Origin of the sequence: Holdemanella sp. DFI.5.55, from assembly GCF_020593575.1 — a bacterium.
Taxonomy (GTDB): domain Bacteria; phylum Bacillota_I; class Bacilli_A; order Erysipelotrichales; family Erysipelotrichaceae; genus Holdemanella; species Holdemanella hominis.
Genome location: NZ_JAJDMK010000016.1, coordinates 18,662 through 36,691, shown reverse-complemented (window position 1 = coordinate 36,691; position 18,030 = coordinate 18,662). Strand labels below are relative to the sequence as shown.

The following is an 18,030-nucleotide window of genomic DNA, read 5'->3' as shown; positions in this document are numbered from 1 at the left end:
ACTATTATTGTACGCTATTTCTCGTCAAAAATCAACCATTTGTTGTGACAGAGCCAAAGGAAATATCTTTTACTACGAGGTAAAAAAGGAATCAGATGCGCATAATGCTGATTCTGTGAGAGTAAAGGATGTACCCATGACATTCGATATAGGGGTCTGCCCATTATAAAATGATTTTTTTAAGGAATTATAAACGAAAATGAATTTATTAAAAAAAACGTTATTTTTATGGTATATTTAATATTGGTTTTGAAATATGATTTTAAAAATCATGCTTCATATTGAAAAGTAGGAGGATAAGGGTTTATGGCTTATAAGAAAATGTCTCGTAATGATGCTTATATGAATGTAGCTAATGTAGAAGATGATGAAGATGTTATTGATCTTCTTGAAGTAGCCCGTGCTATTTTAAAACATATTAAATTAATTATTTTACTTTCTGTTGTATTTGGTGCAGGCGGATTTTTTGGAACTAAGTTATTGATTGCTCCAACGTATACAGCGAGTACTTCAATTTATTTAACACCTCAGATTAGTGAGAGTGGTTCTTTGGATTATAATTCACAGATGGCCAATAGTAAGTTGGTTACGAATGCGGTGAATTTATTAACACAGAACAATATTATGTCTGAAGTAGCTAAGGATGTTGGATTAGAGAGTGCTGAAAAAGTAAAAGATGTTGTAAGTGTAACGAATGAGTCAAACACAGAGATTATTACGATTTCAGCTACTACAACAGATCCAAAATTGTCTAAGGATATCGCAAATGATACGGTAAGTACGTTTATTCGAACAATGCAAAAGAATTTGAATGTTCGTAATATTGAAGTAGTAGATAAGGCTAAATTGTCTTATGTACCTAGTGGTCCAAATGTTAAGAAGAATACTTTATTAGCGACTATGGTAGGATTTGTCTTAGGTTGTGGTTATGCTGTATTGAAGTTCTTATTGGATAATCGTTTACGTACAAAGGAAGAGGCAGAAAAATATTTGGGTATTCCAGTATTCTGCGAGATTCCTGAATTATAATGGCTAAGTATATTGATTTGCATTCTCATATTGCTTGGGGTATTGATGATGGTATGCCTTGTATTGAGGATGCAGTGAGTTCATTAGAATCTGCTAAGAAGGATGGTATTGTAGGTATTTGTAGTACACCGCATTTTATTCCTGGTCAATTAGATGTTCATATCTATAATGAAATGGTAACTCGTCAATTGGAATTAAGAAAGATGAGTCCTATCCCTATTTATTTTGGTGGAGAAGTTATGATGAATAGTGAATTTATTGAAGGATTGGAGTTGGATTTATATCCTACATTGAATAGTTCACGCTATATGCTTGTAGAATATAATGTTCTTCGTGATATTCATTCGATTGATTATAGAGATGAATGTTTATATGAATTGAAGATGAAAGGTTTTATTCCTGTACTTGCTCATATTGAAAGATATTTCCATGATGGTCTTGATTATTCAATCATTGATCATTGGGTTGATATGGGTTGTGTTCTACAATTGAATCGTACTTCAATTCTTGGTGTAAATGGAAAGAAAATACAATCAAATGCATTAGAATTATTAGGCAATGGATATTGTGATGTAATTTGTACTGATACACATCGAGCTAGTGGGAATCGAATTGAACAGTTGAGTGATGTATATGCTGTTGTAGGTAAGCGTATTGGGTTTGATAATGCGGATATCTTATTTTATGAGAATCCTAAGTTATTATTGAGTAATAAAGAAATATTAAATATTGAGGTTGAAAAGAAAAAGAAACTGTTTGGTTTCTTTGGGAGATAGAAATGGCAAGAAAGAAAAGAAATCAATTTGATGTGGATGAAATCTATCGTGGATTACGTACTAATATTGAATTTAGTCAAATGGATGATGCGATTCAAGTAATCAACGTAGTAAGTACAATTCCTAATGAAGGTAAGAGTACAATAGCTTGTAACTTAGCTCGTATTATGGCTGCTAAATATAAAAATGTGTTATTAATTGACTGTGATTTAAGAAATGCATCAGTTCATAAAACACTACAAATCTCTAATCGTTCTGGATTAACAAATATTATTTCAGAATTTAGAGAAGGTGTAAGTATTCATTCATTTGAAGGAGTACAAGACGTACAATATGATGGAGGTTATCCTTTATCTGTCATTACTGCAGGTCATAGAGTACCAAATCCTAGTGAAGTATTAGGATCAAAAAGATTAGCTAAATTTTTAAACCAAGCACGTCAAGAATTTGGATATATTATTATTGACTGTCCACCAGTAGCGGTAGCTAGTGATGCCATTCCATTATGTAACGTAAGTGATGGAGTATTGTATGTAGTTGATGCAAAATCTTCTGATAAACGTAAAGTAAAAGCTGCCATTAATGATGTTGAAAGAAATGGTGGTCACGTCATGGGTGTTGTATTAAATAAAGTAGAATCAGCAAGTGACAGCAATTATGGATACGGCTACGGATATGGGTATGGAGGAGAAGACAATGGTAAAAAGAAGAAAAAGAAATAGTTTTATTATCTTAGCTTCAACTCTATTATTAACTGGATGTGGCAATAGTAATTTAGACATCACTAAAAACGATATTTTAGAAGTCGCAAGAGATGATGCGAATGCCACTAAAAAAGAATGTTCAAATGTATCGATTCAAGAAGAAAAGAAATACTATACTGTAAGTTTTGATACAACTACTGGATCTTATGAGTATAAGATTGGTAAAGATGGCATTATACAAGAAAGAAATTATAAAAGAAGCAATAGTGAAGAAAAGGAAGAAGTTTCTACAACTGAACCTGTAAAAGAACCAGAAACAAAAAAAGAAGAAGAAAAGGCATCAACTTCTTTTGATGAAAATCAACAAGCAGCAATTAATGCAGTTTTAGCGAATGCAGGACTTGGACAAGAAGATGTAACAGACATTGGTTGTACTTTAGATGAAGCTTCACAACAATATACAGTTACGTTTACATTCCAAGATATTCATAATACTTGTATGGTGGATGCGGCTACATTTACTGTATTGTCATCAGTACAAGCATAATATTCAGACATAACAATAAGAATTGTTGTTCTTTTTGTTTTTTAGTAGAATGAGTTGAGTTATAGTGAAAGGGTTATATTATGTCTAGAATTGGAACTTTAAAAATTACGATTGAATTTGTATTTTTTATGTTTATTATACAATTTTCTGGATACGATTTGGAAACGTGTTGGAAATTATGTATTTTATATTTTTTAATGCAATTATTGATTGGAAGATATCAAGGAAAAGTTTTATTAATGTATGATGAAATACGATTAATCATATTAAGTCATATTGGCTTTTTTATAGGTAGTTTTCTTGTTTTTCCAATTAGTACTTGGACGATTAAGAAATTCTTCGGATTCGTTTTATTAACTTGTGTTTTATTTGTATTTGCAGGATGTAACTCTAGATATTCTCATAAAATATTTAGAAAATGGTTTAAACATAATACTTTAATTGTTGGTATCGGTCATACAGCCGAGCAACTAGAATATGTATGTAGAGGTAATGGATATTCATTATTGGATGTGGTTGGATTTGTGAATTGTAATAAATCAAACAGAATTAAGTATGTTCAACAAGAGCAAATTGTAGATATAAATAAAACATATGATTTAGATTCAATTTGTTCCGTAATTAAAGAAAAAGATATTGATACAGTATTGATTGCTATTCCTGAATTAGATCGTGATGATTTGAATGCGATATTTGAAGTGTTTAAAAATAAAGTTGCAGTAATTAAATATTTACCTCAAGTTAATGGCTTAGTAACTTTTGATACAAAGGTAGAAGATTTTGATGGGATCTTAATGATATCAAATTCTCGAGGCTTAGAACATTTCTTATCTTATGCATTAAAACGAATTATTGACATTTGTGCCGGACTATGTGGTTTATTATTATTAATACCATTGACAATCTTTGTCTTCATTAAAAATCGCAAAGAAGGAGATAAAGGTCCTATTTTCTTTACGCAGAATCGAATTGGTAAAAATGGAAAAGAATTTAAAATGTTTAAATATCGTACAATGGTATTAGGTGCAGATAAGATTCTTGAAGAGTTAATGGAAAAGGATCCAGCCATTCGAGAAGAATACACAAAGAACAAAAAATTAGTGAATGATCCACGTATTACAAGTGCAGGAAAATTCATGCGTGAAAAGAGTTTGGATGAGTTTCCACAATTTATTAATGTATTGTTAGGCCAAATGTCTTTAATTGGACCTCGCCCATATTTACCAAGAGAAAAAGAGGATATGGGAGACTATTATTATGATGTCATCGCATGTAAACCTGGTATTACTGGAATGTGGCAAAGTCATGGAAGAAGTGAGGTCGATTTTGATCACCGTTTATTATTAGATGAATATTATTATCGTAACTGGTCATTCTGGTTGGATATTACTTTACTATTTAAAACAGTGAAACAAGTTCTTTATGGCGAGGGTGCCGTGTAATTCAAAACTTGAGAGCTTTTTGTATTTGTTGTATTATATTTACCGTATAGGAGATTTTTATTATGAAAAAAAATAAAAAACAAAGTAATATAGGAAAAGTATTTGGGGTTATTTTTTCAATTGTAATGGTTGCTGCAACAATGTATTTGTTGTTTAACGTTATTAAATTGAATGTATTGCCTACAAAACTATTGTTTTTAATGACAATTGTATTTGTATTATTAGATTTAATTTTTATCTTATTGTTGTGCTTTGCAACAAAGGGTGTTGTATCTAAAATCATTTGTATTATTTTCGCTTTGGCAATTTCATTGGGATCTTGTTTAGGCGGATATTATATGTCAAAGACTGGTGGACTACTTTCAAGTATGACGAATGTTGCTAAACATTCTAAAAATACAGTGAGTGTTGTAGTTAAAGAATCCAGTGAAATGAAAAAGAAAACGGATCTTACTGGTCATAGTGTAGGTACTTTGGCAAATATTAATACTGTTGGTTCTAAAAAGATTTTAAAGGAATTGACTAATTCTGGAATACAAATGGAACAAAAAGAATTCGGTAGTATGACTGAAATGCTTGAATCATTCTATAATGGTGAAGTAGATTCTATTGTTATTAGTGAGTCTAGTCGTAGCCAAATTACGGATATGGAAACTTATGCAAACTTTGATAGTAATACTCGAGTTGTTTACCAGACTTCTTATAAAGTAGAAAATACAGATAAAGCGAAAGCTGTTAGTAATATTACAAATACGCCATTCAATGTATTGATTTCAGGATCAGATACTCGTGGTGGATATGACGAAAATGGGCGTAGTGATGTTATTATGGTCGCTACTGTAAATCCTAAAACTGGAACAATTTTATTAACATCAGTTCCTCGTGACTTTTATGTCGAAACGGCTTGTGATGCGGCAGATGGATGTCAACAGGGTGCATTAGATAAGATTACGCATACGGGTGTTCATGGAACTAACACAACAAAGCGTACAGTGGAACAATTATTAGGTATTGAAATTAACTATACATTTAAAGTAGGTTTCGATACGGTAACAGATATTGTTGACGCTGTAGGTGGTATTGATGTAAATGTTGAACCAGGTTATGAATGTAGTAACTTTTTACATGCTCCAGGATTAAGTGTTCATGCTGGTGTGAATCACTTAAATGGTGAACAAGCGTTAGGATATGCTCGTGAGCGTTATGCTTACAGTGAAGGGGATCGTCAACGTACAAAGAATCAACAACAAGTTTTAATGGGTATTGTTGATAAGATTACAAGTCCTGCAATTGTTACTAACTATGCTTCTATTATGGATAGTATGTCAAATACATTCTCAACAACTATGTCAAATGATGAAATTTCATCATTGATTAAATATCAATTAAATAGCAATCCAAAATGGAAAATGGAACAATATATGGTAAATGGTACTGGAGATACATTAATGTGTGCTGAGCTTGGTGATGCAGCTTACGTAATGGTTCCAGATCAAAGTACTGTAACAACGGCTAAAAATAAAATCAATGCTGTTCTTGCTGGTAAATCAGCGGATAATGTAGAGTAAGGATATATTCCTTGCTCTTTTTTTGTTTTATAGGTGTATAATTTCATTGTGAGGTGTTGTTTATTATGGAAACTGCAGATTATATACAAAATAGAATTCATACGAATATTCGTAAGTTTGAAGAACTAAGCAAGAAGTATCATAGATGTCATATAGGATTGCTTGTTTCTACTTTTAGTTGTTTTACTGGTGTTCTTATCTTGAATGTTATTTATTTGCTTGTTCCAGTTGTTTGGTTAATACTAGCTTCTTGTGTATTGGTATTAGCTGGATTGTTTTTGTTATTCTTTGATGTATTAAATGATTATTCATCGAAGGCATTGGAATATAAGTATAAGGCTGATTTATTGAACTATGAAAAGAACTTATATGAAGCAAAACAAAGTGGATTTAAAGGTTTTGCATATCGTTGTGAAAGGGTAATGTAATACCTTACTCTTTGTAGTAGTTACGCATGAAAAATAAAATGGCTTAAATAAACGAAATCGGAAACTCTATTAAAGAATTTCCAATTTTTTGTGGGCTAAGATGGCAATGTTAAAATCATCGACAGATTAGAGCTTCTTTCTTCTTAGGCTTGATTTGACATGTTTGATAATTTCTGTATCTTTCATGATTAGTTGAACTTTACTCATACATTCAACCGGGAAGGCTTTAAACTCTTTTTTCGCAACTCGCATTTCATTTGTAGATATACTTCCGTACATTTTTGCCAGTGCCAATGCCAGATTGTTTAAAATAACGATATTATTGATAAATAGAACCTTCCTTTGATAATGCTATACTACTACTTATATTGACATTAATTATGTCTACTTATTGGATGGGGTTATCAGATGGGTACTCACATAAAAAAATAAATAATCTTAAATTACGAAAATTTGAAGATTATTTCATGCGTAATCACCCGTAATCACTACGTTTGATTATGAAACTTGACAAAACGCCAAGTGGTTTTTATAATATATACTTATCTATTGCTAAGATAAAGTTTGGAGGTTGATAAATTGAATTTAAACTATAGACTAAAAGAATTGAGAATTTATCATAAATATACGCAAAAATATGTAGCTGAATATCTCGGAGTTGATCCTTCAACCTATGCACATTATGAGAGCGCAAGACGGTCTCCGGATGCAGACAAATTACGGATGTTAGCAGAACTATACAATTTAGAAGATGAATTATTGGGTGTGAGTTTGCCAATAGAAATGAACGAGATGTATCCGCAAGATCTGTTATTATCTCTTGAAAAAGAGATTGTTAGCTGCGATATATATACAACAGAATACTATACTAGAAGAGAATATATTCGTAGTCTACAAAATGCATTAGAGCCAATCATACAGATACGTCATGAAGTTTTGCAAGTTTCAGACTTTTTTGTAGATGAAAAATACGCTAATCATACTGTGAAACGAGTGTATATGGATATACGTGCAGAACTGTTAATTACTGAAGCAATGAAACTTATAAATACACTAATTGAAATACAGTACGAATGAGAGGGTGTATGAGAAAAATTGTGAAATCTTTAGGAGTAGGGGTTGTATTTGCTGTTATTACAGAGGTATGTGCCTTGGCATCTGACAGTCTTACGCTTCAGATGTGTGCGACTATTGCCTCTGGTATTTCTAGTGCGGCAATTTCTGCTTTATACGAGTACATTGATACACAAGGTCAAGGATTAAAAATGTGGTTCAAGACACATGTTAGTAAGAGAAACAGCGACATTTTTCTTTCCTTCTCCTATCTTTATCGAATAGAAGTGGATGGAAAATACCTTATGGTAGCAGGACGTAGAATATCTGCTCAATATCAGCCAGTCGGTGGAGTATATAAATACTACGATGAAGCAAAACCATTTTTAGACAGCATTAAATATATCGTACATACTAAAAATGGAAATACAGATGAAACGGATGATTTGAGAATTAAAGTAAAAGGGAAGTATTTACTGAAATTTTACGAATGGTTTTCTAGAATGGATAATCGTGAGTATGATCCTAGACGAGAATTTTTTGAAGAGTTAATTGAACCGGGTTACTTGCCAGCAGAAAAGTTTAAGGACTTTAAATACCGAAAGGTATCAGTACATAATGTTGGATTAACATATTCGGAATTTCACCAGGAGGATGAATGGATTCATGCGGATATTTTTGAATTGAAGCTCTCGGACGAGCAAAAGGATCTGATTCGTCAAGCTGTTGCAAAATATCCAGAGAAACTTTGTCTGGTTTCTCCAGATGAAATAAAACGCAGGGCGCAAGTGGGAAGTGATAGGACAAATTTAGGAACTAATACGCCTTGGATATTGGAATAGATGGGAGGTTTTTATGGAAAAATATACAGAAAAAATATTGTATGAAATCTGTGATAAATTACAGTTGCAGGCTAGTTTATACAAACTAGCTGAGCAGAGATATAATACTATTACAGATATCATACAATCGGATGATAAATTTAAGGATATCTCGCTTAAAATGTATGCACAGGGTTCTTTTAGACTAAAAACAACTGTAAAACCATTAAATAATGATGAATATGATTTGGATTTTGTGGTTGAAATTCCAGAAAATGTTAAAATGACACCGCAGCAATTATATAATGAGCTATATAGAATATTGTCTCAAGATGGTGTCCATAATGAAATGCTAGAGAAAAAATCAAGATGCGTGAGAATTGTTTATGCGAATGATTTTCATATGGATATTATGCCGGGACAATCAGTGGGGCAAGGTACTGAGATTATAGTTCCTGACAGAGAATTAAAAACCTGGTATCATCATAGTAATCCTATTGGATATGCTGAATGGTTTGAGAAACAAGCACGAACGCATATTATAAATGAGTTGGCACTATGTAACAAATTTCAGAAAAATGCAGAACCAATAGATAACCAGGAAATTACAGAACGTCTTGAACCACTTCGCAAATCGGTTCAATTGATAAAGCGATATCGTGATATATATTGTGGAGTGAACAAAAAGGAGCCTGTACGAAGTATAGTTATTTGTACGTTAATGGGCCACATAAGCAGTTCGTATTCGGATACATTAACAATCATTAGCGATTTTTGCCGTTATGTTAATAGCCAGATTAATATGAGCCAAGGGAAGCCCTTTATTGTAAAGAATCCAGTAGTAGATGAAATTTTAACGGAAAAATGGATAGAGAAAATACAAAATTACCAAGACTTCGTTGATATGATGAATGCTTTGACTGATGATGTTAAAGAGCTTCAAGCGTTAAGACTGAATGTGGAAATTACCAAGAAATTGAAGAAGATGTTTGGGGAAAACATAACGAATGAAGCAGTCAAAAAGATTGCAGAGCGCCTTTCAGCAGAAAGGAAAGCTGGAACTCTTACAGTAGCCTCCTCCGGACTTTTGAATACAAAAGCAATTGGAGTAGCAGTGAAAACGAATACCTTCTATGGAGGTTGACACTATGGGGTGAAATCAATTAAATTTAGACGACCGAAACATTATACATACCCTGAAATATTACAGAAAACTACTGATGTTAGAAGGCGCTATAACTGTTCGAAAGCAGATAGCAACAAGGGTGTTACGACATTGAATGTTAAATTACAACCAACAGAAAATTCTCCTGTATACACTGTACAGTTAAGAGCAAAAATTGGTTTAAAAAGAGTAGATGTTTTTGTAATAAATCCGCAGTTAAAATATGTAGTTGATGGAAAACTTGTTCCACATGTTTATCGAGACCACTCCTTGTGTTTATTTTATCCTAGGTATCAAGAGTGGGATTATAAGGCATCGTGGGCGGAAACAATCATACCGTGGACATCTCTTTGGCTGTATTACTATGAGATTTGGCTACAAACAGGAGAGTGGCTTGGTGGCGGAATACATGGCGATCCACACAAGAATCTTAATTAGTGCTTTATTGAAATAAACGCTAGAAACAAGAACTCCCTCTGTAGAAAAGGCGAATATTTTTAACACATTATTGCAGAGGGTGTTTTCTATTTTGTTTCTCAAGCCAGTAATCTTCACAATCGAGCTTTTTCATACAACCGCTGCGTGTCTGGATAAGGGATCAATCTTTGATCAGACGATAATAAAGCAGAATCCGAAATTTGAAATCCATAAATGTAGTTGCTACCTACATCAGACTGGCTACTTCAAAATAGAAATTGGTGCCTATTGTAGATATATTAAAGTTTCCTTTGTGCCCATCAGATATTCCACAATAAATTCATTAACTTCAATGCATATGACGGAAAAATGGTGCGCGTGTAGCGCACCATCGGTATATTTGCAGCGGTCAACCGGTGCATCAATTCTTTAGTTCAGTTTCTTAATGATTCACCTTTAAATCCTAAACGATATGTTTTACATAGAACTCAATCTAAACACACATCAGCGTATGTACAATTCTTAAATAAATCACACCATTCTTTTACTGGGATTTGAGGGTTTAATGCTATTGATGAGTATTTCACACGCTCAGAGCTATTTATACAACTTCAATTTTATATGTATTTGTAGAATTTAAAATTCTACAATTCTTGCGAATTGGAGTGCTTTTTATATCTACAAAGTAGGTGTGGACTTATACAACGGATTTAATGGACTTCGTTACCGTATCAACTGTACTTGCTTCACCTTATTGGATGGGTGATAGTGGTAATTTAAAGATAACCAATTTGGATCGTTTAATTTTAACCAAAAATGGTGAATTTGCCAACCAATGGTCATTTATTATATAATAAATAAATGTGAGCTACAAAAAGAGTTTATAGGAGATTTTGTTATGTCTAAAAAGGATGTAAAACTTTCACAGAATGTGAAAAAGAAAAAGAAGAAAAATAAGCGTCCTATCAGTAAGTTTTTAACTGTATTTATGTTTATTGCGTTGGGTGCATTTATTTTTCAAATGATTCGTTTGAATTTATTGCCTTTTAAATTAATAATATTAGTTTCATTGGTGTTTATACTATTAGCTTTAATTCTGACTATTTTAATGAGGTTTAAGGCTAAGAAGTTCTTTAGTCGTTTTCTATTTGGGTTGATATCTTTATGCATGTGTATTGGTCTTGCGTATGGCAATTATTTCTTATTTAAGACAAAGGATACGTTTGATGTCGTAACAAGCCTTGCGGATAGTAAGGCAACAACTACTTCGATTGTTGTTAAGAAAGCTTCTTCAATCAAGAACGAGAATAATTTGAAGAAAAAGACAATTGGTACAATGTTGAGTGTGGATAAGAAAGCTACTCAGCGTATGTTGGATTCTTTAGATAAGAAGAAAATATCTTATAAGACAAAGGAATATGATTCATTAGATGATTTAATGACGGCTTTCTATGATGATAAAGTCGATGCGATTTGTTTAAATGAAAAGTATCGTGATATTCTACATGAGAGTGAGGCGTATTTTAATTTTCAAACGGATTCGAAAACAATTTACCAAAATGTAGAATATACAAAAGTAGACAAGACAGATAACCCGAGTGATCCTGTTAAAAATATTACTAAAGATGCGTTTACTATTTTAGTGAGTGGCAACGATTCTTATGGATCTTTACAGGATAGTAATATGCGTAGTGATGCGAATATGTTGTTGACGGTAAATCCTAACACGGGTCGTATTTTAATGACGAGTATTCCTCGTGATTATTATGTTGACTTAGTATGTGATGAAACTGGGGATAATGCTTGTCCTGAAGATAGTAAGGATAAATTAACGCATTCTGGTTTAATGGGTGTGAAGTGTACGGAAAGAACGATTGAAAAAGCATTGGGTATAAAAATCAATTATAATATTCGTATTAACTTCTCTAGTGTAGTAAACTTAGTTGATGCACTGGATGGAATTGATTTGGATATTCAAAAGGGTGAAGAAGTTGATATTCTATATGCGAATGGACAACCTGGTTTAAGTGTTGGTCAACATCATGTAGATGGTGAAACGGCATTAGCCTTTGCACGTGAAAGACACGCCTATTTGGATGGTGACAATCAGCGTGTTCGTAACCAACAGAAAGTATTTAAAGCTATTATCAAACGTATTATTTCACCTACGATGATCACAAACTATGGTAAGTTTATGGATGCATTGGCTGTAGCTTTTGATACAAATTTATCGAATGATGAAATCAGTGATTTTATCAAGTATGAATTGAATAATATGCCGGATTGGAAATTTGAATCATATTCACTTGTGGGGGATTCAGATTCTAGATTCTGTTATGCTTCTTCAGGCTATGCTTCAGTCATTGTTCAAAATGAAGAAATGAATGAAATCGCAAGAAGGAAGATTCAAGCTATCTTGGATGGTAAAAAGGCATCTTCTGTAAAAGATACTTCTGGTTTTTCTCAAAAACCGAGTGAAGATAATTCAGTAGGCAATGCTCAAGAGTTTGCTGAGATGAATAACAATAGTGAAGAAACAGATGAAGAGTATTATACGTATGAAGAGCCTTATTATGAGGAAAATGATGAATATTACTATCAGCCAGAAGAACCTGCAGAATATGATTGTTCTGAGGATTATGCAGGATAGAATACCACTAGCCATTTCGTAAAGAGATGGCTTTTTTACTTTTTATATGTTTTAAGTTATAATAAAGAAATGTAAAAGAGGTTTTTAACATATGAATAGTTTATACAAATCAAATATATACCAAAAATATAGAGGAATTCTAATATCACTCATTGATGTATGTATTGTCATGTTCTCTTATTTAGTGGCATACATGATTCAAAATAATTTCTTTATTAATGAGAAAACAATCGCACTGACAAAGATGTTAAGTCTTGGATTAATATTCATGTTGCTTCTACACTTTATTGTTCTACGGTTGTTTAAAACACAAATGTCATTATGGACATATACAGGGCCAAATGAAATTATACGTACATTTTTAAGTTGTTTTGTGTGTTTTTTAATCATGTCTTATTTCGTTATAAAAGTTGATCTATTTAGTATAGAATTAATCGCACTAGCTGAATTGTTATGTTTTATATTTCTTTTAGGGGCAAGAATGCTATATAGAATGGCAAGACGCTATATAGTCGATATGGACAGAGTGGATAATTGTTTGATTGTAGGAGCTGGTAATGGTGGATATTTATTGATGAATGAAATTTATCATAATATGGCCTATCCATACAATGTGATTGGTTTCTTGGATGACTTTAAGAAAAAGGGGACTATGCTAAGTGGTAAACCAGTACTTGGAACGATTTCTGAAGTAGAGCGTATTTGTCAAGAGAACAATGTTCATTGTATCTTTATTACAATTTCTTCTGTAAGTGACGAAAGAAAACAAGAAATCTTAGATTTATGTACATCCACTTCTATTCCAACAAAAATCATGCATATCTTTGTTGGAAATGATGAGAGTAATCATATTTCATTTGAAGATATTGATATCAAGGATTTATTAAACCGTCCTAGCATTGACTTAAAAGTCGATCAGATTGGTTCTTATCTTACGAATAAAGTAGTTTGTGTTACCGGAGCCGGTGGATCTATTGGTTCTGAATTGTGTCGTCAAATTATTCATTTCAATCCTTCTAAATTGATTATGGTGGATATTAATGAAAATGCACTATATATGCTTAAACAAGAATTCTTAGTTATGAAACGAAAGAAACAGATGAATGATTCTATTCAACTAGAATCTTTAATTGTTTCCATTCGTGAAAGAGAAGAAATTTATAAGCTTATGAGAAACTACAACCCGGATGTAGTTTATCATGCGGCAGCACATAAACACGTACCTTTAATGGAAGATCGTCCTACAGAAGCTATTAGAAATAATATCTTTGGAACAAAGAATGTGATAGATGCTTGTTGCGACTGTGGTATATCTCGTTTTATTATGATTTCAACAGATAAAGCGGTAAATCCAACAAACGTAATGGGTGCTACTAAGCGTATGACAGAAATGTATATGCAATCAAGAAATACTAAGGGTGGTATTCATATGGCGGCTGTGCGCTTTGGTAATGTATTAGGATCCAATGGTTCTGTTATTCCTATCTTTAAAGAACAAATTAAAAATGGAGGTCCAGTCACTGTAACACACAAAGATATTAAACGTTACTTTATGACTATTCCAGAAGCAGCTCAATTAGTATTACAAGCAGGATTCTATGCCAACGAAAGAGAAATTTTTGTATTAGACATGGGCAAACCAGTAAGAATTTGGGATTTAGCTGACAAAATGATTCGCTTGGCAGGACTTGTACCAGGAAGAGATATTGAAATTCAAGAAATTGGATTACGTCCTGGAGAAAAGATGTTTGAAGAATTAGCTCTAGAAATGGAAGAATGTCATAAGACAGACAACAATTTAATCTTTGTACACGAAAAGATGGACATCGATTCAAAAGAAGTAGACTCTAAGTTAAATAAGCTAAATGAATTAATGAATCAAACAGATGACAAACTACAAATCAAAGAAGTATTAATGGACATGATTAAAGAATGATTGAACAATTTAAGAGTGAATGTTGGATATGACATTCACTTTTATAATAGTTAAAAATTGTTTCAAAATATGCAAAAATGCAATAAAAATGCAAAAACGAGTAAAATAAGTTGTTTTTAGTAAAAAATAAAAGTATTATTGTGGTGGAGGGATTGTTATGTTAATTCAATTTTCAGTAACAAATTTTCTATCTTTTAGAGATGAAACAGTCTTAAGCTTAAGCACGAACAAAGATAATTCACATAGTGAAAATTTATTGTCTTTTAAAAATGAAGGTATTTTACCAAGTGTTGCTATATATGGTGCAAATGCAGCGGGTAAATCAAATCTTCATAAAGCATTAACTGCAGCTATTATTATGATTCGTAATTCGAATAATTTACAAGTAGATCAGCCTTTAATGGTGACACCGTTTTTATTGGATAGTAAGAGTCGATTTGATAAAACTAAGTTTGATTTTATCTATACATATAATGATGTGAAATATGAGTATGGTTTTGTTTTGGATTCAAATAATGTATGGGAAGAGTATTTATATGAATACAAGAGCTCTAAACCATCTTTGATTTTTGAGAGAAGTGAAATTAATAAATATAAATTTACAACTAAAACAAAATCACAACTATCTCAAATCGTAGATAAAAATACTTCAAATAAATTATTTCTTGCGACTGCAACAAGTTGGAATAGTGATTTAACTCGAGATGCATATATGTGGTTTGCAACTATGATTGATACATATGATTCTCAAAATCTAGAAGATTTAATGTATACAGAATTTGATAGACATCAAAATAATAATGATAGTTCATTAAATACATTTATGTTGCATTTACTACAAAAAGCAGATATTAATATTTCAAATTTTAATTATGAAAGTATAAAACGTGAAGTGAATCAATTACCATTTGAATTGCCACCAGAACTACAAGGGTTAATGAATCCAATTCCGTCTGCTAAGAAAGTATTAGAACAGCGTAGAATCGTTACGTCTCATCAGGTTGTAGAAAATGGAGAGAAAAAGGAATATCCTTTGAACTATTTTGATGAATCAAATGGTACAAAGAGATTGTTTACTTATGGTCCGGTTTTAAAGAATGCATTAGAAAATGGCAGAACAATCATTATAGATGAAATTGATAACGCTCTACATCCTGCAATGACTAAATCATTGATTGAAATGTTTCAAAATCCAAATATTAATAAAAATAATGCACAATTAATTTTTAATACTCATGAAATTAGTTTGTTAGATTTAAATTTATTTAGACGTGATCAAATTTATTTTGTTGAAAAAAATAATAAAACTGGCGTTTCTGATTTATATTCACTGGATGAATTCTCACCTAGAAAATCTGAAAACATTCAAAAAGGGTATTTGCAAGGAAGATATGGTGCTATGCCATTTGTAAATTTGGAGGATATTGAATGGTAAAAAGAGTAGGGCAAAAGAAAAGAGGAAAATATTCTAGAAAGCCTAAAAAAATCATTTTAATCGGAACGGAAGGAAGTAATCAAACAGAAAAAAATTATTTTACAGCTTTTAACCAAACTCAAAGTGAATATAAAATTAATGTTGCTAAAGGAAACAATACCAATCCCGAAGGTGTTATTCGCGACTTGTTAAAAACAGCTAAACAAGAAGAATTAGATTTAAAACAAGGAGATATCTTAGCATGTTTTATTGATGTTGATTTCAAACGGGGTAGGGAAAAAGAATTAAGAGCAGCCATTAAATTGGCTAGACAAAATAATGTTTCTCTTTATTTGTCAAATCCATGTTTTGAAGTCTGGTATCTTCTTCATTTTAGATACAGTACTAAACCATATTGTTCGAATGATGAAGCTATTAGAGATTTAAATTCCTATATTTCAGATTATTCAAAAAGTAAAGATGTTTTTGAACTGATTGTAGGAAATTCAAAACAAGCGATTGAAAATTCAAAAAAGTTGGAAGATTATCATCAAAGTAATGGAACGATTGATCGGATTAAGAAAATTCCATATACAGATGTATATAAAATAGTTGAGATACTTTTAAATACTGAGCAATAATTGGTATATATATAATCTGAGCTATTCTTTATTTTCTTAAGTTTTTCTTAAGTGGTTGAGTTAAGAAAGTATTCATTTTATAATTGAATTAATCGAGAGGAAGATTGAATATGTTTTGTAAAAATTGTGGGCACGAAATAAGTGATGATTCTAAATTTTGTTCAAATTGTGGAACAAAGGTAGAAGTCGATGAAGATATTGTTGTACCTGTTACAGTAGTAGATAAGACTGAAGAAGAAGTTAATGAATCTGAAGTTGATACAAATAATGAGGAATCAGTAAATGAGAATGAATCAACTACATCAGTCAAAGAATGGTACTATGTATCGAACAATGACTCTAAAGGATCATTCAGTATAGATGAGATGAAGGCTAAGATTACTTCTGGTGAAATCAATGGTAGTACTCTAGTATGGAAGGCAAGTATGAAAGACTGGGAAAGACTAGAGAATACAGAATTAAACGAATTTATTTCTACTTCATCATCTTCAAATGATTGGTATTATGTAGAGAATAATGATTCTAAAGGTCCTTTTAGTGAATCAGACATGAAAGGATTTATTGATAGCGGTGTATTAACTGGAAATAGTTTTGTATGGAAAACAGGCATGCAAGATTGGCAAAGATTAAAAAATACCGAGCTTGCAGGTAATGAAAAAGTGCATGTAGAACCAAGTTTTTCATTTACTACTGGAGTTGTAAAAGAAAAGAGTATTGGACTATGTGTAGTATTAAGTCTAGTTACTTGTTTCATTTATAGTATTTATTGGCTATATACAATTGCACATGACTTAAATGATTTATGTGAAAGTCAAAACCAAGAAAAAGGTGCTGAACCAGGACTTGTTGTTGTATTAAGCATTGTGACATGTGGAATCTACTTATTATACTACTTATGGAAGGCTGGTAAGATGGTTTCAAGTCTTACAAGAAGTAATGGACATCATCCTAGTGATGATAGTATCGTTTTAATGGTATTATCTATACTTCAATTATCATTAGTATCCTTTTGCATCCTTCAGAGTCATATTAATGATTTCGCAAAAGACTAGATATTTAGGAATAGTTCTCATACTATTCCTTCTTTTATTATTCTATAAATGCCTCTTTCAATTCATAACAGGATTGCCATGTCCAGGATGCAACATGAAAACAAGCCTGTATTATCTTCTGAAAGGAAATATTCAATTATCTTTGTATTACCATGCTCTATTAATACCAACACTTATTTGTGGCATTCTATGCCTGTTAAAACCTGAGAAAAGAAAAATGATATTAATCATATGGTGTACACTCATGATTGTCTATTATATATACCGTATGATTCTTTATTTTCCAAATAGTCCAATGATCTATTCAAAAAATAATTTGATTTATTTATTATTTAGACACGCATAATGTCAATTAATGTTGTAACTTAAAATTAAAAAGGAGGACAT

At 31.8% G+C, this 18,030-nt stretch carries 18 protein-coding genes; 17 read left to right on the top strand and 1 reads right to left on the bottom strand.

Annotated elements, in window-relative coordinates:
• Positions 1-306: 306 nt before the first annotated feature.
• From LJE08_RS05455 to LJE08_RS05425, 7 genes are all read left to right on the top strand, one after another.
• A complete protein-coding gene (locus LJE08_RS05455) occupies positions 307-1,029 on the top strand; it encodes a YveK family protein (RefSeq protein ID WP_227402632.1) in 723 nt (240 codons plus the stop codon).
• Entirely contained in the window at positions 1,029-1,805 is a 777-nt protein-coding gene (locus tag LJE08_RS05450) for a tyrosine-protein phosphatase (RefSeq protein WP_227402631.1), read from the top strand. The genes LJE08_RS05455 and LJE08_RS05450 overlap by 1 nt, the downstream gene beginning before the upstream one ends.
• Before the next feature lie 2 nt (positions 1,806-1,807).
• Positions 1,808-2,527 carry a CpsD/CapB family tyrosine-protein kinase gene (locus LJE08_RS05445; RefSeq protein ID WP_117924620.1) on the top strand — a complete coding sequence of 240 codons (720 nt, stop codon included), beginning with the start codon at positions 1,808-1,810 and terminating at the stop codon, positions 2,525-2,527.
• On the top strand, positions 2,502-3,056 hold the full coding sequence (locus LJE08_RS05440) for a hypothetical protein (protein WP_227402630.1): 555 nt from the start codon (positions 2,502-2,504) through the stop codon (positions 3,054-3,056). Before LJE08_RS05445 ends, LJE08_RS05440 begins: the two co-directional genes overlap by 26 nt.
• 80 nt (positions 3,057-3,136) lie before the next feature.
• The gene (locus LJE08_RS05435; protein WP_227402629.1) at positions 3,137-4,498 is read left to right on the top strand and encodes an exopolysaccharide biosynthesis polyprenyl glycosylphosphotransferase; all 1,362 of its coding nucleotides are present in this window, start codon (positions 3,137-3,139) and stop codon (positions 4,496-4,498) included.
• A gap of 62 nt (positions 4,499-4,560) precedes the next feature.
• Entirely contained in the window at positions 4,561-6,066 is a 1,506-nt protein-coding gene (locus LJE08_RS05430; RefSeq protein ID WP_227402628.1) for an LCP family protein, read from the top strand.
• A 65-nt stretch (positions 6,067-6,131) separates the two neighbouring features.
• Positions 6,132-6,494 carry a hypothetical protein gene (locus LJE08_RS05425; protein WP_227402627.1) on the top strand — a complete coding sequence of 121 codons (363 nt, stop codon included), beginning with the start codon at positions 6,132-6,134 and terminating at the stop codon, positions 6,492-6,494.
• A 126-nt stretch (positions 6,495-6,620) separates the two neighbouring features.
• Here the strand turns inward: LJE08_RS05425 and LJE08_RS05420 are convergent, their stop codons facing one another.
• Positions 6,621-6,788, bottom strand: a complete 168-nt coding sequence (locus LJE08_RS05420) for a hypothetical protein (RefSeq protein WP_227402626.1) — start codon at positions 6,786-6,788, stop codon at positions 6,621-6,623.
• A gap of 285 nt (positions 6,789-7,073) precedes the next feature.
• On the opposite strand from LJE08_RS05420, the gene LJE08_RS05415 reads away from it, so the two are divergent.
• The 10 genes from LJE08_RS05415 (at position 7,074) to LJE08_RS15255 (ending at position 17,989) form a co-directional block, all read left to right on the top strand.
• A complete protein-coding gene (locus LJE08_RS05415) occupies positions 7,074-7,571 on the top strand; it encodes a helix-turn-helix domain-containing protein (RefSeq protein ID WP_227402625.1) in 498 nt (165 codons plus the stop codon).
• Positions 7,572-7,579: 8 nt separating this feature from the next.
• The gene (locus tag LJE08_RS05410; protein WP_227402624.1) at positions 7,580-8,389 is read left to right on the top strand and encodes a hypothetical protein; all 810 of its coding nucleotides are present in this window, start codon (positions 7,580-7,582) and stop codon (positions 8,387-8,389) included.
• A 13-nt stretch (positions 8,390-8,402) separates the two neighbouring features.
• Complete coding sequence (locus tag LJE08_RS05405; RefSeq protein WP_227402623.1) at positions 8,403-9,512, top strand: nucleotidyltransferase; 1,110 nt, start codon at positions 8,403-8,405, stop codon at positions 9,510-9,512.
• A 9-nt stretch (positions 9,513-9,521) separates the two neighbouring features.
• Positions 9,522-9,971, top strand: coding sequence for a hypothetical protein (locus LJE08_RS05400; RefSeq protein ID WP_227402622.1), 450 nt, complete (start codon positions 9,522-9,524; stop codon positions 9,969-9,971).
• Between the two features lie 877 nt (positions 9,972-10,848).
• A complete protein-coding gene (locus tag LJE08_RS05395; protein WP_227402621.1) occupies positions 10,849-12,600 on the top strand; it encodes an LCP family protein in 1,752 nt (583 codons plus the stop codon).
• Between the two features lie 91 nt (positions 12,601-12,691).
• Positions 12,692-14,536, top strand: coding sequence for a nucleoside-diphosphate sugar epimerase/dehydratase (locus tag LJE08_RS05390; RefSeq protein WP_227402620.1), 1,845 nt, complete (start codon positions 12,692-12,694; stop codon positions 14,534-14,536).
• A 157-nt stretch (positions 14,537-14,693) separates the two neighbouring features.
• Positions 14,694-15,971 carry an ATP/GTP-binding protein gene (locus tag LJE08_RS05385; RefSeq protein WP_227402619.1) on the top strand — a complete coding sequence of 426 codons (1,278 nt, stop codon included), beginning with the start codon at positions 14,694-14,696 and terminating at the stop codon, positions 15,969-15,971.
• The gene (locus tag LJE08_RS05380) at positions 15,965-16,591 is read left to right on the top strand and encodes an RloB family protein (RefSeq protein WP_227402618.1); all 627 of its coding nucleotides are present in this window, start codon (positions 15,965-15,967) and stop codon (positions 16,589-16,591) included. The genes LJE08_RS05385 and LJE08_RS05380 overlap by 7 nt, the downstream gene beginning before the upstream one ends.
• Before the next feature lie 110 nt (positions 16,592-16,701).
• Positions 16,702-17,643: a GYF domain-containing protein gene (locus LJE08_RS05375; RefSeq protein WP_227402617.1), complete on the top strand. Its 942-nt coding sequence runs from the start codon at positions 16,702-16,704 to the stop codon at positions 17,641-17,643.
• On the top strand, positions 17,624-17,989 hold the full coding sequence (locus LJE08_RS15255) for a DUF2752 domain-containing protein (RefSeq protein WP_227402616.1): 366 nt from the start codon (positions 17,624-17,626) through the stop codon (positions 17,987-17,989). Before LJE08_RS05375 ends, LJE08_RS15255 begins: the two co-directional genes overlap by 20 nt.
• Positions 17,990-18,030: the final 41 nt, after the last annotated feature.

Bases quoted from the DNA above. Each gene is read 5' to 3' on its own strand.
- LJE08_RS05455 (WP_227402632.1), top strand. From the start codon at position 307: ATGGCTTATAAGAAAATGTCTCGTAATGATGCTTATATGAATGTAGCT.
- LJE08_RS05450 (WP_227402631.1), top strand. From the start codon at position 1,029: ATGGCTAAGTATATTGATTTGCATTCTCATATTGCTTGGGGTATTGAT.
- LJE08_RS05445 (WP_117924620.1), top strand. From the start codon at position 1,808: ATGGCAAGAAAGAAAAGAAATCAATTTGATGTGGATGAAATCTATCGT.
- LJE08_RS05440 (WP_227402630.1), top strand. From the start codon at position 2,502: ATGGTAAAAAGAAGAAAAAGAAATAGTTTTATTATCTTAGCTTCAACT.
- LJE08_RS05435 (WP_227402629.1), top strand. From the start codon at position 3,137: ATGTCTAGAATTGGAACTTTAAAAATTACGATTGAATTTGTATTTTTT.
- LJE08_RS05430 (WP_227402628.1), top strand. From the start codon at position 4,561: ATGAAAAAAAATAAAAAACAAAGTAATATAGGAAAAGTATTTGGGGTT.
- LJE08_RS05425 (WP_227402627.1), top strand. From the start codon at position 6,132: ATGGAAACTGCAGATTATATACAAAATAGAATTCATACGAATATTCGT.
- LJE08_RS05410 (WP_227402624.1), top strand. From the start codon at position 7,580: ATGAGAAAAATTGTGAAATCTTTAGGAGTAGGGGTTGTATTTGCTGTT.
- LJE08_RS05405 (WP_227402623.1), top strand. From the start codon at position 8,403: ATGGAAAAATATACAGAAAAAATATTGTATGAAATCTGTGATAAATTA.
- LJE08_RS05395 (WP_227402621.1), top strand. From the start codon at position 10,849: ATGTCTAAAAAGGATGTAAAACTTTCACAGAATGTGAAAAAGAAAAAG.
- LJE08_RS05390 (WP_227402620.1), top strand. From the start codon at position 12,692: ATGAATAGTTTATACAAATCAAATATATACCAAAAATATAGAGGAATT.
- LJE08_RS05385 (WP_227402619.1), top strand. From the start codon at position 14,694: ATGTTAATTCAATTTTCAGTAACAAATTTTCTATCTTTTAGAGATGAA.
- LJE08_RS05380 (WP_227402618.1), top strand. From the start codon at position 15,965: ATGGTAAAAAGAGTAGGGCAAAAGAAAAGAGGAAAATATTCTAGAAAG.
- LJE08_RS05375 (WP_227402617.1), top strand. From the start codon at position 16,702: ATGTTTTGTAAAAATTGTGGGCACGAAATAAGTGATGATTCTAAATTT.
- LJE08_RS15255 (WP_227402616.1), top strand. From the start codon at position 17,624: ATGATTTCGCAAAAGACTAGATATTTAGGAATAGTTCTCATACTATTC.